Raw genomic sequence first — 21,646 nt, forward strand, 5'->3', positions numbered from 1 at the left:
CCGTGCCGTGCCGTGCCGTGCAGCGGCGCACCCGTGCCACTTCCGTTCCCCGCTTCCGTCCTGACGCCTTGGTGACAAGCCCCGCTCCGCTCCCTCTTCATCGCCCGCCGGGCCCGCACGCGGCCGGCGAGCCACCGCTGCGCGACGACATCCAGGCACTGCGCGCGGTCGCCGTGCTGTGGGTGCTGCTGTATCACGCGCAGATCCCCGGCGCGTCGGGCGGCTACCTCGGTGTCGACATCTTCTTCGTCATCTCCGGCTACCTGATCACCGGCCTGATCCAGCGCGCGCTGCGGCGCGGCGACTTCTCCTTCCGCGCCTTCTACGGCCGGCGCGCGCGGCGTCTGCTGCCGGCGGCCTACGTGGTGCTCGGCGCGACGCTGCTCGTCGTGCCGTGGGCGCTCAACCGCCGCGAGCAGATCGACTTCGTCGGCCAGTTGCTGGGCGCGCTGGGCTTCGCCAACAACCTCGTGCTGTGGAAGCAGACCGGCTACTTCGAGGGCGCCTCCGACCTCAAGCCGCTGCTGCACTTCTGGTCGCTGGCGCTGGAGGAGCAGTACTACCTCGTGCTGCCCGCGCTGCTGGTCTTCAGTCCCGCGCGGCTGCGGACGGCGACGGCCATCGCGGTGACGCTCGGCAGCCTGGCGCTGCTGGCGTGGTGGCAGCCGATCGACGCCGGCGGCGCGTTCTACCTGCTGCCCACGCGGGCCTGGGAGCTGGGCCTGGGATCGATCGGGGCGCTGATGACGTCCGTGTCGGCGCCGACGGCATTGGCGACGGCGACGGCGAGGTCCTCGGCCGCGTTGGTCGACGTGCGCGCCCAGCGATGGCAGCGCGTCCTGAGGGCGCTCACGCTGCCGTCATGGGCGCTGCTGCTTGTCGTCCTCGCGGCGCCGCAGCTCTTCGGCCCCGCGCACCCGGGGCCGGCGGCGCTGGTCGTCGGCCTGGCGACCCTGGTCCTGCTGCTGCGCGAGCCGCAGGGCTGGCCGCGCGTCGCGGCGCCGCTGATCCGCATCGGCGACTGGTCGTATGCGCTGTACCTCGTCCACTGGCCGCTGATCGCGATCCTGCACAACGCCTGGGTCGGGTTGAAAGCCGATCCGCAGGCGCTGATGGCCTGGCGCATCGGCGCGGTGCTGCTGTCGTTCCCGCTGGCGTGGCTGCTGCACCGTGGCGTCGAACGGCCAGCCAAGGCGGCGCTGACCGGGCCTCGCGGGGCCTGGATCCTGGGCAGCGGCACGGCGGCGCTGGCGCTGGGAGGCATCGTGCTGGCGCTGCACAAGCCGGCGCCGGGGGCGATCGACTTCGTCGAGCTGCGCAAGCCCAACTACGGCCTGTCGGCCAACTGCGATGCCGAAGAGCCCTTCGACGGCCGCGAGGACTGCCGCACGCGGCCGGGCGCGCGCTGGATGGTCTGGGGCGATTCCTACGCGATGCACCTGGTGCCGGGGTTGGTCCGCGTGGCCAGCGACCAGGGGTTGGCGCAGGCGACGAAGTCCTCCTGCGGCCCGTTCCCCGGGCTGACGCCGGTGCGACCGGGACTGGGCCGCGGCAACAGCTTCGCTTCACCGTGGATCGAGCAGTGCCAGGCCTTCAACGCATCGGTGCTGCGCTGGCTGGCGCGGCATCCGGAGATCGAGACCGTGGTGCTGTCCAGCTTGCTCACGCAGTACCTGGACGCGTCGAAGTACGAGTTGCAGCGCACGCGCGGCGATGCGTCGGACGACGGACGGGTGCGCGGCGAGCGGGCGATGAGAGAGGCCCTGCTGGCGGACATGGCCGAGACGGTGAAGCGTCTGAAGGCGATGGGCAAGCGGGTGATGGTGGTGGCGCCACCGCCTTCCGCCCCGTTCGACATCGCGGGCTGCCTGGAACGCCGGCAGGCGCGTCGCTGGACGATCGGCGCTACACCGGGCTGCGTGATCGATGTGAAGGACGACGAACAGCGGCGCGCCTCCGAGCATGCGTTCATCGAGGCGCTCGCGAAGGCGGATGCGCGGCTGCCGGTGCTGCGCTTCGAGCCGCTGCTGTGCGACGGCACGAGCTGCCAGGTCGAGCGCGACGGCGTGCCGCTCTACCGCGACCAGGGCCACCTCAGCCGCGAGGGCTCGAGACTGCTGATGCCGGCAGTGATGTCGGAAGCCGTGGGCGAACGGCAGCTCGCGTTGCGAAATTGAACTGAATGAGTCCCTCGCCGAGGGAGTTCTCGGAGTGGCAGATCCCGCGCCGGGGCGGCGTCAGCCGACCAGCAACCCGTGCTCGGCGCGCGCGAGCGCCTCGGGCGTGCCGGAGATGACCAGCGTGTCCCCGCCCTGCAGCACCAGCTCGTCGCTCGCGTCCTTGACCGCGCCGTTGGGACGGCGCACCGAAAGCACGCTGACGCCCCATCCGGTCAGCCCGAGCTCCCCGAGCGTGCGGCCCTCCAGCGCACTCGCCATCGGCAGGCTGATCGACTGCAGCCGCGCCTGATCGCGCTCCTCCGAGGTGTCGTCGTCCGCCCCGTGGAAGTAGCCACGCAGCAGCCCATAGCGCCGGTCCCGCGCATCGCGCGCGATCCGCAGCACCCGCCGCATCGGCACGCCGACCAGCGCCAGCGCATGGCTGGCCAGCATCAGCGACCCTTCGATCGCTTCCGGCACCACCTCGGTGGCGCCGGCGGCGCGCAGCTTCTCCAGGTCGGTATCGTCGATCGTCCGGACCACCACCGGCACATGCGGCGCGTGCCCGCGCACCTCGTGCAGCACCTTCAGCGCCGACGGCGTGTCGTGGTACGAGATGACGACGGCGCTCGCGCGCGTCAGGCCCGCGGCGATGAGGCTGGGCAGACGCGCCGCGTCGCCGAACACCACGCTCTTGCCGGCCGCCGCAGCTTGCCGCACCCGGTCCGGATCCAGGTCCAGCGCCATGTAGGGGATGTGCTCCGCCTCCAGCAGCGTCGCCAGGTTCTGCCCGCTGCGGCCGTAGCCGCAGATGATCACGTGGGCATCGGTCTTGATCGACTTCTTCGCGATCGTCGTCAGCTGCACCGACTGCAGCAGCCAGTCGCTGGCCGACAGCTTCATGACGATGCGGTTGCTGTGCTCGATGATCAGCGGCGTCATCAGCATCGACAGCACCATCGCCGCCAGCACCGGGCTGACCCATTGCGCCGCGATCAGGTTGTGCTGCGCGCCCAGCGTCAGCAGCACGAAGCCGAACTCCCCCGCCTGCGCCAGGTAGAGGCCGGTGCGCAGCGCCACGCCGGTCGGCGCGCGGAACAGCTTCGCCAGCCCGGCCACGAGCACGAACTTCGCCGTCGTCGGCACCAGCGTCAGGATGATGACCAGCGGCCACTGGAAGACCAGCGTCTGCCAGTCCAGCCGCATGCCGATGGTGATGAAGAACAGCCCCAGCAGCACGTCGTGGAAGGGCCGGATGTCCAGCTCCACCTGGTGCTTGTATTCGGTCTCCGCGATCAGCATGCCGGCGACGAACGCGCCCAGCGCCAGCGACAGCCCCGCATGCTCGGTCAGCCAGGCCAGGCCCAGCGTCACCAGCAGCAGGTTGAGCATGAAGAGCTCCTGGCTCTTGCGCCGCGCCACCAGCGTCAGCCAGCGGCGCATCAGGTGCTGGCCGCCGGTCAGCAGCAGCACCAGCAGCAGCGTCGCCTTCAGCGCCGCCCAGCCCAGCGACTCGATCATCTGCGTGCCGCTGCCGCCCAGCGCCGGGATCAGCACCAGCAGCGGGACCACGGCCAGATCCTGGAACAGCAGCACGCCGATCACGCGCCGGCCGTGCTCGCTCTCGAGCTCCAGCCGCTCGGCCATCAGCTTCACGACGATGGCGGTGGAACTCATCGCCATCGCGGACCCGAGCACCAGCGAGCCCTGCCAGCCCAGGTCCCAGGGCCAGCCCATCAGGCCGAAGAACCAGCGCAGGAAGAGGTTGCCCGCCATGGTGCCGCCGATCGTCACCACCACCTGCAGCAGCCCCAGCCCGAACACCATCGCGCGCATGCTGTGCAGCTTGGGCAGGTTGAACTCCAGGCCGATCGCGAACATCAGGAACACGACGCCGAACTCGGCCAGGTGCTGCACGCCGGGGACGTCGCTGGCCAGCGCCAGCGCGTTCGGACCGATCAGCACGCCCACCACCAGGTAGCCCAGGATCGGCGGCAGCTTCAGCGAGCGGCACACCACGACGCCCAGCACGGCGGCGATCAGGTAGATGAGGGTCAGGTCCAGCGCGGAAAGCATGGCGGCGATGGTACTGGCCCCCGGCCCCGGGCGGCCCCGGATGCAGCAAGGACAGGCCTCGCCATAGGGCCGGCGAGCGGCGCCCCAGCCATGCGGGCGCGGGTCGCGACACGCGGTCCGCCGCCGCGGGACGGGACTGGCTTTGGTCACGCGTCAGGCGCAAACTACCCGCCTTATGCATCGGGCGCATGCCCGCATGTGTACTCGGCTTTGCCGGACGTGGCGGACGCGCAGGGCTTCGGGGTACCGTTCGCGCCACCGAAAAGTTATGGAGCATTTCATGCCCAACCTGAGTTTCGTTTCCCCCACGCGCAACAGTCCCTGGGGCACCTACCTGTCCCAGATCGACGCCGTCGAGCCCTACCTGGGCAAGCTGGCCCGCTGGGTGGAAACGCTGCGCCGCCCCAAGCGCGCGCTGATCGTGGACATCCCCATCGAACTCGACAACGGCACCATCGCCCACTACGAGGGCTACCGCGTCCAGCACTCGCTGACCCGCGGTCCCGGCAAGGGCGGCGTGCGCTACCACCCGGACGTCACGCTGGAAGAAGTGATGGCGCTGTCGGCCTGGATGACGGTCAAGAACGCCGCGGTGAACCTGCCCTACGGCGGCGCCAAGGGCGGCATCCGCCTGGACCCCAAGACGCTGTCGCTGAAGGAACTGGAAAAGGTCACCCGCCGCTACACCAGCGAGATCGGCATCATCATCGGCCCGACCCAGGACATCCCCGCGCCTGACGTCAACACCAACGGCCAGATCATGGCCTGGATGATGGACACCTACTCGATGAACGTCGGCGCCACCGCCACCGGCGTCGTCACCGGCAAGCCGATCCCGCTGGGCGGCTCGCTGGGCCGCGTGGCCGCCACCGGCCGCGGCGTGTTCGTCGTCGGCCGCGAGGCGATGCGCCGCCTCAACATCAACATGGAAGGCGCCCGCGTCGCGGTGCAGGGCTTCGGCAACGTGGGCTCGGTGGCCGCCAAGATGTTCGCCGCCAACGGCGCGATCGTCGTGGCCGTGCAAGACCACACCGGCACCATCCAGAACGACAGCGGCATGGACATGGCCTCGCTGCTGGAGCACGTCGGCCACACCGGCGGCGTCGCCGGCTTCAAGGGCGCGGACCGCATCGACAACGAGAACTTCTGGGACGTGAAGTCCGACGTGCTGATCCCCGCCGCGCTGGAAGGCCAGCTGTCGGGCGAGCGCGCCAAGCGCGTCCAGACCCGCCTGGTGCTGGAAGGCGCCAACGGCCCGACCACGCCCGACGGCGACGCCGTGCTGGCGGACCGCGGCATCATCGTCGTCCCCGACGTGATCGCCAACGCGGGCGGCGTGACCGTTTCCTACTTCGAGTGGGTGCAGGACTTCTCGTCGTTCTTCTGGACCGAGGACGAGATCAACGTCCGCCTGGACAAGATCCTGGTCGGCGCGTTCAAGGGCATCTGGGATACGGCCGAGCAGCACAAGATCCCGCTGCGGACGGCGGCGTTCACGGTCGCTTGCACGCGCGTGCTGCAGGCCCGTGAAGAGCGCGGCCTCTACCCCTGATCCCTCCTCATCGACCAGCCGCGGGTTTCTCGCGGTTACGGAGCGGATGGGCCCCATGTGGGCCCATTTTTCATGGGTCGGCGGTGGGCGCAGGTGGAGTTCATGCGCAGGCCGGGGCGTTGGCCGCCAGGGCATGGGGCCTTGGCGGCGAGCGCCAAAACCCCACGCCCTGCCGTCCCCCATCACCTCCGTCCTTCGACGGTTTTGCCAGCGGGGACTTTGGGGGAGGAAGTCAGTGGCTGATCTTCGTGCCGAGCACCTGCAGGAACTGTGCGATCCAGGCGGGGTGCGCGGGCCAGGCTGGCGCCGTGACCAGCTTGCCGTCGGTCACCGCCTGGTCGACCGGAATGTCGGCGTAGCTGGCGCCAGCCAGCTCCACTTCCGCGGCGCACGCGGGGTAGGCCGATACCTTGCGGCCACGGATGATGCCGGCGGCGGCCAGCAGTTGCGCGCCATGACAGATCGCGGCGATCGGCTTGTCGGCCTGGGAGAAGTGCTGCACGAGCGGCAGGACGCCAGGCATCGTGCGCAGGTACTCGGGGGCCCGGCCACCCGGAATCACCAGTCCGTCGTAGTCCTGCGGCTTGATCGCGTCGAAGCTGGCGTTCAGCGTGAAGCGGTGACCCGGCTTCTCCGAATAGGTCTGCGCGCCCTCGAAGTCATGGATGGCCGTGAGCACGAAATCGCCGGCCTTCTTTCCCGGACAGACGGCGTCGACCCGGTGTCCCACCGCCTGCAGCGCCTGGAACGGCACCATCAACTCGTAGTCCTCGACGTAGTCGCCCGCCAGCAGCAGCAGCTTCTTGCCCATCGCATCTCTCCAGAGTCGGTTGAGGGAGCGCCGATTCTGGGAGGCCAAGGCCGTCAGGTCGATGAATCCCTCATGTACCCGCGTCGGCGTCGCGGGCTCGCAGCGCCGGCGCGGCAGCGACCGCGAGCGTCCAGCAGATCCAGGCGGTCCACATCGTGTGGCTGGGGTAATGCGCGCCGCGCGCCATCTGCGCCAGGCCGTACAGCGTGCCCATCACGAGCACCGCGCCCAGTGCGATCCGCGCCTGCCGCGGATAGGCGCGGCGCAGCATGAAGAAGATGCTGAAGAAGGCGAAGGCGGAACTCGCATGACCCGATGGGAAGCAGTGCCCCGGTCCGCCGTCGCCGACGCCAAAGCGCCAGTGCGACACGTAATGCGCGACGCCGCCGAATTCGGCCAGGTCCCACGGGCAGCTGGTGTTGCTGCCCTGCTTCATCAGCGGAATCAGCACCAGGCTGACCGCTGTCAGCGCGACGGCGCCCCAGCGCTCGCGGCGCGTCAGTCCCGGCCACAGGGGTCGCAGCGCGTTGATCAGCAACACGACCGCCAGGCCGGTCGCCACCCAGCGCCCGCCCTGGTGCAGCAGGCCCGAGGTGAGCCAGTGGTCGCGCAGCGCGAAGCCGTGCGCATCGGCGAAGAGCCGCACCACGGCCAGGTCCCAGCCGGCCGCATCCCAGAGCAGCAGCGCAGTGAGCCCCGCCAGCGCGACCAGCCAGCCGCGGCGCAGGTCCGGCAGGCGCAGCGCGCCGACAGGGGACAGGACGGGCGCGGACGCCGATCCGGCGCCCAGCGGCAGGGGGGAGAGGGGAGGCGTGTTCACGGCCTCGCAGTGGGCACCGCCGCCCTGAAGTTCGACTGAAGCCAAGCTGAAGGCCGGCTGAAGTTCTGCGACAGTCCGCACAGTGCGCGCCGCGGCCGGACCGACCGGTGGCCGCTGGTATCGTTTTCGGCCCGACGGCCCCCTTTCCCGCGGCTGCCCGCCGCACGCCCATGCGACTCCTGCTGCTCGAAGACGACGAATTGCTCGGCGAGGCCTTGCGCGATTTCCTGCGCGACGAAGGCCATGCCGTGACCTGGGCCCGCCGCCTGGCCGAACTGCTGCCGCGCCAGCATGAGGAGTTCGATGCGCTGCTGGTCGACTGGCAGCTCCCGGACGGCTCCGGCCTGGACTGGCTGCGCGGCCTGCGCCAGCGGGGCGTGTCGATCCCGGCGCTGATGCTGACCGCGCGCGACCTGCTCGCCGACCGGCTGCAAGGCCTGGACAGCGGCGCCGACGACTACCTGGTCAAGCCCTTCGCGCCCGAGGAGCTGGCGGCCCGGCTGCGCGCCGTCAGCCGTCGCCATGCGGGCGCGAGCAGCTCGCAGCGCCGCCATGGCGACGTGGTGCTGGACCTGGCCGCCAAGCGGGCCACGCGCGACGGGCAGCCGGTCGAGCTCACCGCGCGCGAGTGGGCCGTGCTGGAGGCGCTGGTGCAGCGCGGCGGCCGGCTCTATCCGAAGCGCGACCTGGAGCTGCAGGTGCTGGGCGACGACGCCGAGGTGCTGAGCAACGCGCTGGAGGTCCATGTGTCGAGCCTGCGCCGCAAGCTCGGCCGCGAGCTCATCGAGACCGTCCGCGGCCTGGGCTACCGGCTCGGCCCGGAGGCGCCGTGAGCGGCACGCCGGGGCCGCGCCGCCCGTCCATCGCCGGCCGTCTGGCGCGCCAGCTGCTGCTGATCTCGGCGTTCTGGGCGGTGCTGGCCGGGGTGAGCGTCTGGCTGGTCGTGCAGGAGGAGGTCGACGAGCTGCTCGACGAGACGCTGCAGGCGTCCTCGCAGGTGCTGGGCCAGCTGCTGCGCCAGAGCCAGGCCATGCCGGCCCAGATCGCCGACAACGACGACCTCAGCACCCATTTCGCCTGGCAGCTGGTGGCGCCGGACGGCGCCTTGCTGCATCGCTCGCCGCTCGCGCCGATCAAGGCCTGGAAGCTGCCGCCGGGCTTCAGCGACTGGCAGGACGACGGCAGCGATGGCGACGACTGGCGCGTGCACGTGCGCCCGCTGCCGACGGCGGCCGGCCCCGGCTGGCTGATGGTGGCGCAGACCAGCGCCGAGCGGAAGGAGGTGCGCAGCCGCGTCGGGCTGGCCAGCGCCTTGTCCGCGCTGCTGGTCGGCGGGCTGTGCATGGTGTGGATGAACCGGCGCGCACGCGCCGAGCTCGCGCCGCTGGGCGAGTTGTCCGCCGCGCTGGGCGGCTACGACCCGCTCGACACCCGGCAACTGCTGCCGGAGCAGCCGCGCAGCGAGCTGGCGGAGATCCGCGCCGCGGTGCTCGACCTGGGCCAGCGCCTGGCCCAGCGCGTCGCCAACGAGCGTGCCTTCAGCGCGCATGCGGCGCATGCGCTGCGCACGCCGCTCGCGGGCATGGACGCCCAGCTCGCGATGGCGCTGCGCGAAGCGCCGCCCGAGTCGCGCGCCCGGCTGCAGCGCACCCGCGAGGCGGGCGACCGGCTGCGCCGCGTGGTGACCGCGCTGCTGACGCTGTTCCGCACCGGCATGAGCCTGCGCTGGCAGCGCCTGGACCTGGTCGAGCTGATGCAGCTCCTGCCCCTGCCCGACGGCCTGGTGCTGGACCTGCCGCCGGAGGCCGGCATCGACGCCGATCCGGACCTGCTGGCCGCCGCGCTGATCAACCTGATCGACAACGCCTGGCGCCACGGGGCCTCGCAGGTACGGCTGCGCCTGAAGGCCCAGCTGGACGGGGGGATGACGCTGGAGCTCACCGACAACGGCGAGGGCGTGGCCGACTGGCAGCGCGTGGACCTCAACGACGCGCTGGAGCGGCAGCAGTACGAAGGGCGCATGGGCCTGGGCCTCATGATGGCCGACCTCGTGGCCCGCGCCCACGGCGGCGACCTGCGGCTGCCGGCCATGGAAGCGGGCTTCGGCGTGGCCCTCAGACTGGGGCCGGCGCCGGACTGAATCGACCCCGGCGGCTACACTTTCGCCCTTATGACGACCCACGCCGCCCTCACCCATTCCCGCGCGCTCGACGTGGCCCGCGCGGCCTTGCAAGTCGAGGCCGACGCGCTGCTCGCGCTCGGTCCCCGCCTGGGCGAATCGTTCGAACAGGTGGTCCGCAAGATCCTGGATTGCTCCGGTCGCGTCGTCGTGATGGGCATGGGCAAGAGCGGCCACGTCGGCCGCAAGATCGCCGCCACCCTGGCCTCCACCGGCACGCCGGCGTTCTTCGTCCATCCCGGCGAGGCCAGCCATGGCGACCTCGGCATGGTCACGCCCGGCGACATCGTGCTGGCGCTGTCGAATTCCGGCGAAAGCGACGAGCTCAACGCCATCATCCCGGTGCTCAAGCGCCAGGGCGTCACGCTGATCGGCATGACCGGCGGGCTGTCGTCGTCGCTGGCCAAGCATGCGGACTTCGTGATCGACTCGCGCGTGGCGCAGGAGGCCTGCCCGCTGAACCTCGCGCCGACCGCCAGCACCACCGCGCAGATCGCGCTGGGCGACGCCCTGGCCGTGGCGCTGCTGGACGCACGCGGTTTCCGCGCCGAGGACTTCGCCCGCTCCCATCCGGGGGGCTCGCTCGGCCGGCGCCTGCTGACCCATGTGCGCGACCTGATGCGCGGCGGCGACGCGCTGCCGCGCGTGAATGCCGAGCTGCCGCTGCTCGACATGATGCGGGTGATGTCCGACAAGGGCCTGGGCTGCGCGGTGCTGGTCGGCGCCGACGGCAAGGCCGGCGGCATCTTCACCGACGGCGACCTGCGCCGGCTGATCGAGCGCGGCGGCGACCTGCGCGGCCTGACGGCCGGCCAGGTCATGCATCCGAATCCGCGCACCGTGGCCGCCGACGCGCTGGCCGTCGACGCGGCCGACCTGATGGAGCAGGCCCGCATCACGCTGGTGCTGGCCGTGGACGACGAACAGCGCCTGGTCGGCGCGATCAGCATCAACGACCTGATGCGCGCGAAGGTGATCTGATGAGCGCTTCCTCCCTGACTCCCGCGGACGCGGACGCGCCGGTCGTGCGCGAGCTCCAGCCCGCGCTGGCCTTTCCGCCGGAACTGCTGCTCAAGGCGCAGGGCCAGGCGCTCGGCCTGCGGGCCGCGATCTTCGACGTCGACGGCGTGCTGACCGACGGCCGCATCTACCTCAGCGCGCAGGGCGAGGAGTTCAAGGCCTTCGCGACGCTGGACGGCCACGGGATGAAGCTGCTCGCGCAGGGCGGCATCGTGCCGATCGTCATCACCGGCCGCGATTCGCCGGCGGTGCGGCGGCGGGTCGCCGACCTCGGCCTGCCGCACGCCGTCTATGGGGCCAGGAACAAGCTGGCCGCGGCGCAGCCGCTGCTCGACCAGCTCGGCCTGCGCTGGGAGCAGGTGGCCGTGATCGGGGACGACTGGCCCGACTTGCCGCTGATGGTGCGCGCCGGTTTCGCCTGCGCGCCGGCTCAGGCGCATGCCGAGGTCAAGGCGGCCGCGCATCACGTCACCACCGCCGCCGGCGGCCACGGCGCCGCCCGTGAGTTCTGCGACCTGCTGCTGATGGCCGCCGGCCAGTACGCGCGGCTGCTGCACGGCCACCTCGAGACCCTGGACGGGAGCGGCCACTGATGGCGGCGCTCGCTCCGCCGCCGACCTCGCCGCGGCGCCGCGTCCAGCCCTTGCTGTGGCGCCTGCAGTCGATGCTGGCCAGCTACGTGCCGCTGCTGCTGATGGCGATGCTGGCCGGCTTCACCTGGTGGCTGATCAAGAACACGCCGCAGCTGGAGACGCCGCGCGAGAAGGCCGCGCCCAAGCACGAGCCCGACTACCGGATGAACGGCTTCGAGGTCGAGCGCTTCAGCAGCGACGGCCGGTTGACCGGACGCATCATCGGCACCGAGATGCGGCATTACCCCGACAACGACACGCTGGAGATCGACGCGCCGCAGCTGCGCGCCTACGGCAAGCAGGGCGAACTGTTGGTCGCCGACGCGCAGCGCGGTTTGTCCAACGGTGACGGCAGCGAGGTGCAGCTGCTCGGGGACGTGAAGGTCAAGCGTTATCCGGACGGCGATCCGTCGCAGCCGCCCGACCTGGAGCTGTATGGCGAGTTCCTCCATGCCTTCGTCCCGCAGCAGCAGATCCGCTCGCACCTGCCGGCGCGTGTCATCGGCATGGGCGGCGAGATGCAGGTGAAGAGCTTCGTCTACGACCAGCTCACCGGGCGCCTGAGCTTCAGCGGCGGTGGCCGCGCCACCTTCGCCGCCCGACCCGGCGCGCGCGCCGCGGCACCGGCCGCCAGGGCCTCGGCGCCGACGCCCGCCCGCAAGCCATGAATCGACTCGTCTACATCACCGGTGCCTCGAGCGGCATCGGCCAGGCGCTCGCGCTCCAGTACTACCGCGAGGGCTGGAACCTCGCGCTGGTCGCGCGCCGCGTCGAGGAACTCAGCGCCTGGGCGGAGCAGCAAGGCCTGGCGCCGTCACGCTGGCGGGTCTACCGCGCCGACGTCAGCGACATCGAGGCCATCACCGCCACCGGCCGCCGCTGCATCGCCGAGCAGGGCCTGCCCGATGTGGTGATCGCCAACGCGGGCATCAGCATCGGCATGGACACGGCGATCCATGAGGACCTGGCCGTGATGCAGCGCGTCTACGCGACCAACAACATCGGCCTGGCGGCGACCTTCCATCCCTTCGTCGGCCCGATGCGCGAGCGCCGCGGCGGCACGCTGGTGGGCATCGCCAGCGTCGCGGGCATCCGGGGACTGCCGGGGCACGGGGCGTATTGCTCCAGCAAGGCGGCGGTGTTCAGCTATTGCGAGAGCCTGCGCGGCGAATGCCGGCCCGATGGCGTGAAGGTCGTGACCATCGCGCCGGGGTATGTCGATACGCCGCTGACGCGCGAGAACCGCTACAGCATGCCCTTCCTGATGCAGCCGGACGACTTCGCGCGCAAGGCCTACGCCGCGATCGAGGCCGGCGCCCGGGTGCGCTTCATTCCCTGGCAGATGGGGCTCGTGGCGCACGCGATGCGCCTGCTGCCGGGCGCGGTCTTCGACCAGCTGCTAGCGGGGCGTCCGCGCAAGCATCGGCAGGGCGAGCGCTGAGAGGCAGCGCCCTTCGGGGCGCTCGCGCCCACCAAGTGGGCCGACGCGCGTCGGCCGCCGTGGCGCCGATGACGATTCCCGCGATGCTCTGCCATGCGGGCAAAAGAAAAGGCGCTCCGAGGAGCGCCTTGTTCATTGCGAGGCGGGGATCAACCCCGCCGTGGCTCAGTAGCCGCCGCGACCGCCGCCGTAGCTGCCGCCGCCGCCACCACCGTAGCCGCCGCCGCCACCACCGCCGCCGTAGCCGCCACGGCTGCCGCCGCCACCGCCGTAGCCGCCGCGACCACCGCCGCCGCCGCCACCACCGTAGCCGCCACCACCGCCGCCGCCGCCGTAGCCGCCACGGCTGCCGCCGCCGCCACCGAAGCCGCCGCGACCACCGCCGCCGCCGCCACCGAAGCCGCCGCCCGGACGGTCTTCACGCGGACGCGCCACGTTGACCACGATCGCGCGGCCTTCCAGGGCCTGACCGTTCATGCCGTTGATGGCGGATTGCGCTTCGTCGTCGGTCGACATTTCCACGAAGCCGAAGCCCTTGGAACGGCCGGTCTCGCGGTCCATCATGACCTTGGCGGAGATGACGGTGCCGAATTGCGAGAATGCCTCCTGGAGCGACTCATCTCGCACGCTGTAAGCGAGGTTGCCCACGTATAGCTTGTTTCCCATGGGGGAAGCCCTTTCAAAACCAAATAACCCAATGTGCTGCTTCAACCCATCGTGAACCACTCATACGAAGGCGCTGCATTCAGGCGATCCGATTATGTGTGACAGGATTGGCGGTTCGCAACGCGTCAAGCCGGTTGTTGTTTTTCGGCTTATGCGCGCAAACCCCGAGCAGTGTCGGAAGCGCTGGAAATCCCTCGCCCCCGGCTTTAGATCGGGGCAAAACCGGCTCCCGAGACCCCCCGCCGGCGCTCGGTGTTTTCCACTATGCGGGAACCCACCCCCTGATCGCACAAGGTGACGCCCATCGCCCTCCAGCGCCCGCCGTCCACACCCGTCCCGCTCACGCCCGAGCTGCGCATCGTCTCGCTGGTTCCGTCGGTGACCGAACTGCTGTTCGCCCTCGGACTGGGGCCTTGGGTGGTCGGTCGCACCGGTTTTTGCATTCATCCCGCGCCGGCGGTGTCAGCAATATCAAAGATCGGTGGAACCAAGGACGTCAATCTCCCCAAGCTGCGGAGGCTGGCCCCCAGCCATGTCATCGTGAACGTTGATGAAAACCGGCTCGAGACGGTCCAGGCCCTGCGCGAATTCGTCCCCCATGTGGTGGTGACGCATCCCTGCGCACCCGCTGACAACCTGACCTTGGTCACCCAGATGGTGGAGATGGTGGAGGTTTTTGCCGCCGATTGGAGGGTCAGGTCTGAACTCACCGGCAGAAATCTCCAAGGCTCGGAAGAAAGTTCGACAGGGGCGAGTTCGCTCCCGCATGTCCCCGATCTCCGTGACCGGGCGAACCGGCTGGCCGACGCCCTGCGGGAGGAATTGGCGGCCTGCCTGGCCCTGCGGACATCCGGCGAGGGGCGGCCGACGCCGCGCGTCCTCTACCTGATCTGGCGCGACCCCTGGATGACGGTCGCCCGCGATACCTATATCTCCTGCATGCTCGCGGAGGTGGGCTGGTCGACCTGGCCCCCGGTCGAGGGCGGCGAGCGCGGCGCGGCGCGCTATCCGGTGCTGACGGGCGACGAGCTCTGGCTGGCCGGCGTCGACGAACTGCTGCTCAGTTCCGAGCCCTACCGGTTCGGCGCCCAGCACGTGGCCGAAGCCCAGGCCCTGTGTCCGAACGCGAGGGTGCGCCTCGTCGACGGCGAGTTGGTCAGCTGGTATGGCCCGCGCGCCGCCGAGGGGCTGCGTTACCTTCGCGGACTGTCCGCCGCTCCGCGATGATCGCGCCCATGAGTTCGACCGCTCCCGCTTCGTCCCCGCCCACCCTGCCGCCCGCGCCGTTCGCCGGCCAGGTCCTGCTGCTGGAGGACGACCCCGCCATCGCCCAGACGGTCAGCTTCGTGCTGGAACGCGAGGGCTACCGCGTCCGCGCCTGCGGCTGGCTGCACGAGGCCCGCGCCGCGCTATCCACGACGCCGCCGGACCTGGCGATCCTGGACGTGGGCCTGCCCGACGGCAACGGCCTGGACCTGTGCCGCGAACTGCGCCAGGGCCCGCTCGGGCGCCTGCCGGTGCTGATGCTGAGCGCGCGCAGCGAGGAGAGCGACAAGGTGCTGGGGCTGGAACTCGGCGCGGACGACTACCTCGCCAAGCCCTTCAGCAACCGGGAGCTGGTGGCGCGGGTGCGGGCGCTGCTGCGGCGGGCCCAGGCCCCCGCGGAGCCGAGCGCGCCGGCCGTGGCCGGTTTCCTCGTCGAGGCCGAGGGCTCCCGCGTGCGTTTCCATGGCGAGCTGCTGCCCTTGACGCGCCGCGAGCTCGGCCTGCTGCTGCGCCTGCTGAAGGCGCCCGGTCGCATCCACAGCCGCGAGAGCCTGCTCGATGCCGTCTGGGGCCTGGACGCCGACAGCGGGGACCGCACCGTCGACACCCACATCAAGACGCTGCGCGCCAAGCTGCGCCAGGTGCGCCCGGAGCTGGACCCCATCCGCACGCACCGCGGCATGGGCTACTCGCTGGAGTGACGGCGCATGCGCCTGGGCCTGCGGCTGTTCCTCGGCTTCTTCCTGGTGGCGGGCCTGAGCGCCTTCATCTTGCTGCGCGTGGTGCTGGGCGAGTTCAAGCCCAGCGTGCGCGAGGTGATGGAAGACATGATGGTGGACACCGCCAACCTGGTGGCGGCGCTGGCCCGCGATGAACTGGCCGCGATGCCGCCGGGCGGCGACCTGGTGGGCACCGCTTTCGCGCAACGGGTGAAGGACTACGCGGAGCGGCCGGTGGACGCCCGCATCCTCAGCGCCCGCAAGCGCACGCTGGATTTCCGCATCTATGTCACCGACGCCGTCGGCCGCGTGGTGCTGGACACCAGTCCCGCGCCGGCGGTCGGGCAGGACTACTCGGCCTGGAATGACGTCGCCCGCACGCTGCGCGGCGAATACGGCGCCCGGACGACACCGGAACAGCTCACGCCCTACGGCAACGCCGGCGACCTGGGCAACGGCAAGGACGCGCAGGGCAGCCCGGTGATGTACGTGGCCGCGCCGGTGCGCCTGGACGGCCGCACGATCGGCGTGGTCACCGTCGCCAAGCCGGCCGCCGCGGTGCAGCAGATCATCTACCGCGCCGAGCGCCGCATCTGGATGGCGGGACTGTCGCTGCTGGCGGTGTCGCTGGCGGTGGGCGTGGCGGTGACGGCCTGGATGATCGTCACGGTGCGGCGCCTGCGCCGCTACGCCCAGGAAGTGCAGATGGGCGAGCGCCAGGCGCCGCCCAAGGTGCCCGGTGAACTCGGCGACCTGGCCCATGCGATGGACGCGATGCGGGAGCGGCTCGATGGGCGCGAGCGCCTCGAGCACATGGCGCGCGCGCTCACGCATGAGCTCAAGAGCCCGCTGGCGGCGCTGCGCGGAGCCGGCGAGCTGCTGCAGGACGACCTGCCGGCGCCGGACCGCCAGCGCTTCGCCGCGCAGGTGGTCTCGCAGAGCGAGCGCATGACGGAACTGGTCGAGCGGCTGCTGGCGCTGTCGACGCTGGAGTTGCGGCGCGGGCCGGCGCATCCGCGGCCGGTGGCGCTGGCGGCCACGGTCGACGAGGTGCTCGCGCAACTCGACGACCGCCTGGCGCAGCAGGCGCTGACGGTGCGCTGGCTGCGCCGCGACGAGGTCGAGCTGCAGGCCGACGCCGAGATGCTGATGCTCGCCATCAGCAACCTGCTGGTCAACGCGATCGACTTCTCGCCCGCCGGCGCGGAGCTGACGCTGCAGGTCGGCATCGAGCCCGCGTCCGGGGCGGGCGGCCGCCGCGCGTTCTTCGAGCTCCGCGACCAGGGGCCCGGCGTGCCGACCGCCGCGTTCGCGCAGCTGGGCGAGCGCTTCTTCTCGACGGCGCGACCGGGCAGCCTGCGCAAGGGCTCCGGCCTGGGCCTGGCGATCGTGCGCCAGATCGCCGGCCTGCACCGCGGCGACCTGCGCTTCGAGCCGGCCGAGCCGGGCCTGCGCGTGCGGCTCTCCTTCCCCCACTTCACGGCCGCCACACAAACTTCGTCCTGAGCTCACCCCGCCTGCCGAGACTGCCGCCTTCCCTAAATGGCCCGCGGGCAAGGAGAGGACGAATGCAGAGCAAGGCGCTGTGGTGGAAGCTGCTGATCCTGGGCGGGGTGACGCTGCTGTTGCTGATGGTGCTGATGCGCATCGGCTGGCTGGTCGACGAGCGCCAGCAGCGCCAGCGCGCCGCCGAGGCCAGCGTGGCGCTGGCGCAGGCCGGACCGCAGGTGCTGCTCGGGCCGGTGCTGCAGCGCAGCTGCACCGAGGAGTGGGAGAACGTCAGTGGGACCGGCAAGGACCAGACACGCACCGCCGAGCGGCGCGACTTCGTGCTGTCGGCGGTGCCGGTAGAACTGGCCGTCGACGGCACGCTGAACCAGGAACAGCGCCAGCGCGGCCTGTTCAAGGTGAACGGTTACGCGGGCGAGGTCGCGCTGCAGGCACGCTGGGCGTCGCTCGGCGCGCTGGTGCCGGTGGCCGAGCACAAGGGCCGGTTGAGCTGCGAGGACCCGCGCGTGATGGTCGCCGTCAGCGACGCGCGCGGCCTGCGCGCGGTGACGCTCCAGCGCGGCACGGAGGCCCTGGCGGTGCGCCCGGGCACCCGTCATGGCAGCTATCCGCATGGCCTGCATGCCGTGCTGCCGGACTCCGCGCTGGACCAGCCGCTGAGCTTGACGGTGGCCATCAAGCTGATCGGCATGACCGACTTCGGCATCGTGCCCGCCGCGTCGGCGACGCAGGTGAAGCTGCGCTCGAACTGGCCGCATCCCAGCTTCGGCGGCCGCTTCCTGCCGATGTCCCGGCGGATCGACGACAGCGGCTTCGAGGCGCAATGGCAGGTCACCGAGCTCGCCACGACCGCGCCGCGCGACGTGCTCGCCGGCTTCGCGCTGCCCGGCGTGGCGCGGGATCCCGATGCCGGCCCCGCCGCGTATGCGCCGGCCCGGGTCGCCGCGCAGGAGGGCCGCGCCGAGGTCGTGGCGGACACGCTGGCCTTCTCGATGATCGACCCGGTCAACCCGTATGTGATGAGCGACCGCGCCATCAAGTACGGCCTGATGTTCATCGTGCTGACCTTCGTCAGCGTCGGCTTGCTGGAGCTGCTGTCCGGCCGCCGCGTGCATCCGGTGCAGTACCTGCTGGTCGGCCTGGCGATGACGCTGTTCTTCCTGCTGCTGCTGAGCCTGTCGGAGCACCTGAGCTTCCCGGTCTCCTATGCGCTGGCGGCTGGCGCGGCCGTCGGGCTGCTGGCTTTCTACGGGGCTTCGATGCTCGGGGCGGCCTGGCGCGGCCTGGGCTTCGGCGCGCTGGTCGCGGTGCTCTACGGCGCGCTGTACGTGCTGCTCAGCCTGGAGACGGCCTCGCTGCTGGTCGGCGCGACCCTGCTCTTCGCGGTGCTGGCCGCGGTGATGGCGCTGACGCGGCGCATCGACTGGTATGCGCTGGGCGGGCGCACTGCGGATCCGCCGGAGGTCGCGCCCGCGGGCACTCCGTGACAACGCGGTTGCCGCCCGCCCGCGGCTCGGTCAGCATGGGTCTCCACGGACCCTGGACGACAAGAGAGACATGGGCGGAGACAACCCTGCGGACGGACCGGCGACGGTCCGCGAGGCGGCCTCGGGCCGCTTCGACTTCATCATCGTGGGCGCCGGCACCGCCGGCTGCCTGCTGGCCAACCGGCTGTCGGCCGACCCCGCCAAACGCGTGCTGCTGCTCGAGGCCGGCGGCCGCGACGACTACCACTGGATCCACATCCCCGTCGGCTACCTGTACTGCATCGGGAACCCGCGCACCGACTGGCTCTTCAAGACCGAGCCCGACGCCGGCCTGAACGGCCGCAGCCTGCGCTATCCGCGCGGCAAGGTGCTGGGCGGCTGCTCCAGCATCAACGGGATGATCTACATGCGCGGCCAGGCCCGCGACTACGACGGCTGGGCCGCCGCGTCCGGCGACGACGCCTGGCGCTGGGACGCGGTGCTGCCCTACTTCCGCCAGCACGAGGACCATTGGCGGCTGGACGACGGCGCCGAGCGGCCGCCGGGGTTCGATCCCGCTCTGCATGGCCACGGCGGCGAATGGCGCGTGGAGAAGCAGCGGCTGCGCTGGGCGGTGCTGGACGCGTTCGCCGCCGCCGCGCAGGAGGCCGGCATCCCGGCGACGCCCGACTTCAATCGCGGCAACAACGAAGGCGTCGGCTACTTCGAGGTCAATCAGCGCGCCGGCTGGCGCTGGAACACGGCCAAGGCCTTCCTGCGACCGACCTGCTATCGCCGCCCCAACTTCGAGATGTGGACCGGCACGCAGGCGCAGCGGCTGCTGCTCGAGCAGGTCGACGGCGCGACGCGCTGCGAGGGCGTGCTCGTGCGCACGCCCCAGGGGCTGGAGGAGATCCGCCTGAACCCGGGCGGCCAGGTGCTGCTCGCCGCCGGCGCGATCGGCTCGCCGCACCTGCTGCAGCTGTCGGGTCTGGGCCCGGCGGCGCTGCTCCAGCGGCACGGCATCCAGGTCGTGCGCGACCTGCCGGGCGTCGGTGGCAACCTGCAGGATCACCTGCAGATCCGCGCGGTGTTCCAGGTGGAGGGCGTCAGCACGCTCAACACGCTGGCGTCGAGCTGGTTCGGCAAGGCGCGCATCGGGCTCGAGTACGCGCTGCGCCGCACCGGACCGATGAGCATGGCGCCGTCGCAGCTGGGCGCGTTCGCCCGGAGCGGTCCGGACAAGGCCTGGCCCGATTTGCAGTACCACGTGCAGCCGCTGTCGCTGGAGGCCTTCGGCGAGCCGCTGCACGGCTTCAACGCGTTCACGGCCAGCGTCTGCAACCTCAATCCCACCAGTCGCGGCAGCGTCGCGATCCGCAGCGCGGATGCGGCCGATGCGCCCCTGATCGCGCCCAACTACCTCAGCACCGCCGAGGACCGCGAGGTCGCCGCGCGCAGCCTGCGACTGACACGACGCATCGTCGAACAGCCGGCGCTGGCGCGCTACCGGCCCAGCGAATACAAGCCCGGCGTGCAGTTCCAGACGGACGAGGAGCTGGCGCGGCTGGCGGGGGACATCGCGACGACGATCTTCCATCCCGTCGGCACCTGCCGCATGGGGCGCGGCGACGACGACGGCGCGGTGGTCGACAGCCGCCTGCGCGTGCGCGGCGTGAGCGGCCTGCGCGTCATCGACGCCAGCGTGATGCCGACGATCACCAGCGGCAACACGAATTCGCCGACGCTGATGATCGCGGAGCGCGCCGCCGCCTGGCTGCGCGCCGGGGAATGACCGACGGGGAGGGAGCGGCGGTCAGCCGCTGAAGCGCTCTTCCAGGTAGGCCAGCAGCGTGCGGAGGGTCTGGGCCTCGCCGCCGACCGGGCGGCCGGGGCGTGCGATGTCGTTCCAGGCGAAGAGGTCGACATGCAGCCAGTCCTGCTCGGCCGGGATGAAGGCCTCGAGGAACAGCGCGGCGTTGATCGCGCCGGCCAGCGCGCTGCGACCGGTGTTCACGATGTCGGCGATGCTGGAGGTGATGCCTTCCTTGTAGGGCGCCCACAGCGGCAGGTGCCACAGCGGGTCGTCCATCTTGAGGCCCAGGTCGACCAGGTCGCGGGCGGTGTCCATGTGCCTGGCGAAAAGCGCCGGCAACTGCGCGCCCAGCGCGACGCGCGCGGCGCCGGTCAGCGTCGCCAGGTCGATGATCAGCTCGGGCTTGAACTCGGCCGCGTAGGCGAGGGCGTCGCACAGGATCACGCGGCCTTCGGCATCGGTGTTGCCGATCTCGATGTGCAGGCCGGCGCGCGTCTTGATCACGTCGCCGGGCCGGTAGGCATTGCCGCTGATCGAGTTCTCCACCGCCGGGATGAGCACCTGCAGGCGCACCGGCAGCTTCAGCGCCATGATCAGCGTGGCCAGGCCCAGCGCGTTGGCCGCGCCGCCCATGTCCTTCTTCATCTGGCGCATGCCGTCGGCCGGCTTGATGTCGAGGCCCCCGGTGTCGAAGCACACGCCCTTGCCCACCAGCGTCAGCCGCGGATGCTTGTCGCTGCCCCAGTTCAGCTCGACCAGGCGCGGCGCGCGGCTGCTGGCGCGGCCGACCGCGTGGATGGCGGGGAAGTTCTTCTTCAGCAGGTCGTCGCCGACGATCTCCTTGAACTTGGCGCCATGCTGCTTGCCCACCACGGCGGCGGCCTTCGACAGCTCCTCCGGGCCCATGTGCTCGGCCGGGGTGTTGACCAGGTCGCGCACGGCGGAGATCGCGGTCGCGATGGCCAGCCCCCGCTGGCCGTCCGCGCTGCTCTTGATCAGCAGCTGCGCCGGCTCGCGCTTGCGCGGCTTGTAGAGGTCGAACTGGTAGCAGCCCAGCTCCCAGGACAGTGCCGCAGCCTCGTCCTGCAGCGCCAGGCCCTCCGGCGACAGCGTGTAGTTGCCCTCGGGCAGCGCCAGCGGCAGCGCGGACAGCGCGAACGGATGGGCGGCATGGGCCACGCCGGCGAAGACCTGGGCCAGCTTGCCGTCCTCGCCCGGCACCAGCGCGAAGGTGTCCGGCGCCGCCGAGAAGCCGAGCGTCGCCAGCCATTGCTGGGTGCGCTTGGGCAGCTTGGGGCCGAGGGCCTGGTAGGTGGCGCGATCGAGCGCCAGGATGGGCGTGGCGCGAGCCACCGAGTTCTTGAATTGGACGTTCATCGATGCACCGGTCCGTCGCGGGTCGCGCGGGAGGCCGGCCTTTGGGGGTTGGCGGTGGCGCATTCTCGCTCGCGCTTCCCTCGGTGGAAGGGGGTCATGCCGCCGTCCGGGGGCACGCCGCCGACGAGCGTCGCCCG

At 71.3% G+C, this 21,646-nt stretch carries 18 protein-coding genes; 13 read left to right on the plus strand and 5 right to left on the minus strand.

The features are described from left to right. Positions 1 to 71: 71 nt before the first annotated feature. Positions 72 to 2,177 (plus strand): acyltransferase family protein, encoded by a 2,106-nt coding sequence (locus FHT38_RS22990; protein WP_183493333.1) that lies wholly within the window; start codon positions 72 to 74, stop codon positions 2,175 to 2,177. Between the two features lie 60 nt (positions 2,178 to 2,237). Here FHT38_RS22990 and FHT38_RS22995 read toward each other — a convergent pair whose 3' ends face one another. Then, complete coding sequence (locus FHT38_RS22995) at positions 2,238 to 4,235, minus strand: monovalent cation:proton antiporter family protein (protein ID WP_147241137.1); 1,998 nt, start codon at positions 4,233 to 4,235, stop codon at positions 2,238 to 2,240. Positions 4,236 to 4,515: 280 nt separating this feature from the next. Here FHT38_RS22995 and FHT38_RS23000 point away from each other — a divergent pair, with 280 nt between their 5' ends. Continuing rightward, on the plus strand, positions 4,516 to 5,787 hold the full coding sequence (locus FHT38_RS23000; RefSeq protein WP_091729933.1) for a Glu/Leu/Phe/Val dehydrogenase: 1,272 nt from the start codon (positions 4,516 to 4,518) through the stop codon (positions 5,785 to 5,787). A gap of 232 nt (positions 5,788 to 6,019) precedes the next feature. On the opposite strand, the gene FHT38_RS23005 is transcribed toward FHT38_RS23000, so the two are convergent. Next, a complete protein-coding gene (locus FHT38_RS23005) occupies positions 6,020 to 6,598 on the minus strand; it encodes a DJ-1/PfpI family protein (RefSeq protein WP_091729937.1) in 579 nt (192 codons plus the stop codon). A gap of 70 nt (positions 6,599 to 6,668) precedes the next feature. Then, positions 6,669 to 7,418, minus strand: coding sequence for a phosphatase PAP2 family protein (locus FHT38_RS23010; RefSeq protein ID WP_310737417.1), 750 nt, complete (start codon positions 7,416 to 7,418; stop codon positions 6,669 to 6,671). A 170-nt stretch (positions 7,419 to 7,588) separates the two neighbouring features. On the opposite strand from FHT38_RS23010, the gene FHT38_RS23015 reads away from it, so the two are divergent. From FHT38_RS23015 to FHT38_RS23040, 6 genes are read left to right on the plus strand one after another with little or no spacing between them, the layout of a single operon-like run. Continuing rightward, complete coding sequence (locus FHT38_RS23015) at positions 7,589 to 8,251, plus strand: response regulator transcription factor (protein WP_183493334.1); 663 nt, start codon at positions 7,589 to 7,591, stop codon at positions 8,249 to 8,251. After that, positions 8,248 to 9,558, plus strand: coding sequence for an ATP-binding protein (locus FHT38_RS23020; protein WP_254783493.1), 1,311 nt, complete (start codon positions 8,248 to 8,250; stop codon positions 9,556 to 9,558). The genes FHT38_RS23015 and FHT38_RS23020 overlap by 4 nt, the downstream gene beginning before the upstream one ends. A gap of 30 nt (positions 9,559 to 9,588) precedes the next feature. Beyond that, positions 9,589 to 10,578, plus strand: a complete 990-nt coding sequence (locus FHT38_RS23025) for an SIS domain-containing protein (RefSeq protein WP_091729944.1) — start codon at positions 9,589 to 9,591, stop codon at positions 10,576 to 10,578. Then, positions 10,578 to 11,210: an HAD family hydrolase gene (locus FHT38_RS23030; RefSeq protein WP_183493335.1), complete on the plus strand. Its 633-nt coding sequence runs from the start codon at positions 10,578 to 10,580 to the stop codon at positions 11,208 to 11,210. The genes FHT38_RS23025 and FHT38_RS23030 overlap by 1 nt, the downstream gene beginning before the upstream one ends. After that, on the plus strand, positions 11,210 to 11,917 hold the full coding sequence (gene lptC / locus FHT38_RS23035) for an LPS export ABC transporter periplasmic protein LptC (protein WP_183493336.1): 708 nt from the start codon (positions 11,210 to 11,212) through the stop codon (positions 11,915 to 11,917). Before FHT38_RS23030 ends, lptC begins: the two co-directional genes overlap by 1 nt. After that, on the plus strand, positions 11,914 to 12,690 hold the full coding sequence (locus FHT38_RS23040; RefSeq protein WP_183493337.1) for an SDR family oxidoreductase: 777 nt from the start codon (positions 11,914 to 11,916) through the stop codon (positions 12,688 to 12,690). The genes lptC and FHT38_RS23040 overlap by 4 nt, the downstream gene beginning before the upstream one ends. Positions 12,691 to 12,855: 165 nt before the next feature. Here FHT38_RS23040 and FHT38_RS23045 read toward each other — a convergent pair whose 3' ends face one another. Beyond that, on the minus strand, positions 12,856 to 13,356 hold the full coding sequence (locus FHT38_RS23045) for an RNA-binding protein (protein WP_183493338.1): 501 nt from the start codon (positions 13,354 to 13,356) through the stop codon (positions 12,856 to 12,858). A 294-nt stretch (positions 13,357 to 13,650) separates the two neighbouring features. Between FHT38_RS23045 and FHT38_RS23050 the strand changes: the two genes are divergently transcribed. The 5 genes from FHT38_RS23050 to FHT38_RS23070 all read left to right on the plus strand — a co-directional run bounded on the left by FHT38_RS23050 (position 13,651) and on the right by FHT38_RS23070 (position 20,111). Continuing rightward, positions 13,651 to 14,583 carry a helical backbone metal receptor gene (locus FHT38_RS23050; RefSeq protein WP_310737418.1) on the plus strand — a complete coding sequence of 311 codons (933 nt, stop codon included), beginning with the start codon at positions 13,651 to 13,653 and terminating at the stop codon, positions 14,581 to 14,583. A gap of 8 nt (positions 14,584 to 14,591) precedes the next feature. Beyond that, a complete protein-coding gene (creB, locus tag FHT38_RS23055; RefSeq protein WP_183493339.1) occupies positions 14,592 to 15,323 on the plus strand; it encodes a two-component system response regulator CreB in 732 nt (243 codons plus the stop codon). Between the two features lie 6 nt (positions 15,324 to 15,329). Next, positions 15,330 to 16,847 carry a two-component system sensor histidine kinase CreC gene (gene creC, locus FHT38_RS23060; RefSeq protein ID WP_183493340.1) on the plus strand — a complete coding sequence of 506 codons (1,518 nt, stop codon included), beginning with the start codon at positions 15,330 to 15,332 and terminating at the stop codon, positions 16,845 to 16,847. 62 nt (positions 16,848 to 16,909) lie between these two features. Further along, positions 16,910 to 18,337 carry a cell envelope integrity protein CreD gene (creD, locus tag FHT38_RS23065; protein ID WP_183493341.1) on the plus strand — a complete coding sequence of 476 codons (1,428 nt, stop codon included), beginning with the start codon at positions 16,910 to 16,912 and terminating at the stop codon, positions 18,335 to 18,337. Positions 18,338 to 18,407: 70 nt separating this feature from the next. After that, a complete protein-coding gene (locus tag FHT38_RS23070) occupies positions 18,408 to 20,111 on the plus strand; it encodes a GMC family oxidoreductase (protein WP_183493342.1) in 1,704 nt (567 codons plus the stop codon). A 21-nt stretch (positions 20,112 to 20,132) separates the two neighbouring features. Here FHT38_RS23070 and FHT38_RS23075 read toward each other — a convergent pair whose 3' ends face one another. Next, complete coding sequence (locus FHT38_RS23075; protein WP_183493343.1) at positions 20,133 to 21,509, minus strand: M17 family metallopeptidase; 1,377 nt, start codon at positions 21,507 to 21,509, stop codon at positions 20,133 to 20,135. Positions 21,510 to 21,646: the final 137 nt, after the last annotated feature.

Origin of the sequence: Mitsuaria sp. BK041 (assembly GCF_014193085.1) — a bacterium.
Classification (GTDB): Bacteria; Pseudomonadota; Gammaproteobacteria; order Burkholderiales; family Burkholderiaceae_C; genus Roseateles.

What these genes read in the sequence shown, in the direction of transcription:
- FHT38_RS22995 (WP_147241137.1), bottom strand. Translation starts at nt 4,235, where the DNA reads ATGCTTTCCGCGCTGGACCTGACCCTCATCTACCTGATCGCCGCCGTG.
- FHT38_RS23000 (WP_091729933.1), top strand. Translation starts at nt 4,516, where the DNA reads ATGCCCAACCTGAGTTTCGTTTCCCCCACGCGCAACAGTCCCTGGGGC.
- FHT38_RS23005 (WP_091729937.1), bottom strand. Translation starts at nt 6,598, where the DNA reads ATGGGCAAGAAGCTGCTGCTGCTGGCGGGCGACTACGTCGAGGACTAC.
- FHT38_RS23015 (WP_183493334.1), top strand. Translation starts at nt 7,589, where the DNA reads ATGCGACTCCTGCTGCTCGAAGACGACGAATTGCTCGGCGAGGCCTTG.
- FHT38_RS23025 (WP_091729944.1), top strand. Translation starts at nt 9,589, where the DNA reads ATGACGACCCACGCCGCCCTCACCCATTCCCGCGCGCTCGACGTGGCC.
- FHT38_RS23030 (WP_183493335.1), top strand. Translation starts at nt 10,578, where the DNA reads ATGAGCGCTTCCTCCCTGACTCCCGCGGACGCGGACGCGCCGGTCGTG.
- lptC (WP_183493336.1), top strand. Translation starts at nt 11,210, where the DNA reads ATGGCGGCGCTCGCTCCGCCGCCGACCTCGCCGCGGCGCCGCGTCCAG.
- FHT38_RS23040 (WP_183493337.1), top strand. Translation starts at nt 11,914, where the DNA reads ATGAATCGACTCGTCTACATCACCGGTGCCTCGAGCGGCATCGGCCAG.
- FHT38_RS23045 (WP_183493338.1), bottom strand. Translation starts at nt 13,356, where the DNA reads ATGGGAAACAAGCTATACGTGGGCAACCTCGCTTACAGCGTGCGAGAT.
- creB (WP_183493339.1), top strand. Translation starts at nt 14,592, where the DNA reads ATGAGTTCGACCGCTCCCGCTTCGTCCCCGCCCACCCTGCCGCCCGCG.
- creC (WP_183493340.1), top strand. Translation starts at nt 15,330, where the DNA reads ATGCGCCTGGGCCTGCGGCTGTTCCTCGGCTTCTTCCTGGTGGCGGGC.
- creD (WP_183493341.1), top strand. Translation starts at nt 16,910, where the DNA reads ATGCAGAGCAAGGCGCTGTGGTGGAAGCTGCTGATCCTGGGCGGGGTG.
- FHT38_RS23070 (WP_183493342.1), top strand. Translation starts at nt 18,408, where the DNA reads ATGGGCGGAGACAACCCTGCGGACGGACCGGCGACGGTCCGCGAGGCG.
- FHT38_RS23075 (WP_183493343.1), bottom strand. Translation starts at nt 21,509, where the DNA reads ATGAACGTCCAATTCAAGAACTCGGTGGCTCGCGCCACGCCCATCCTG.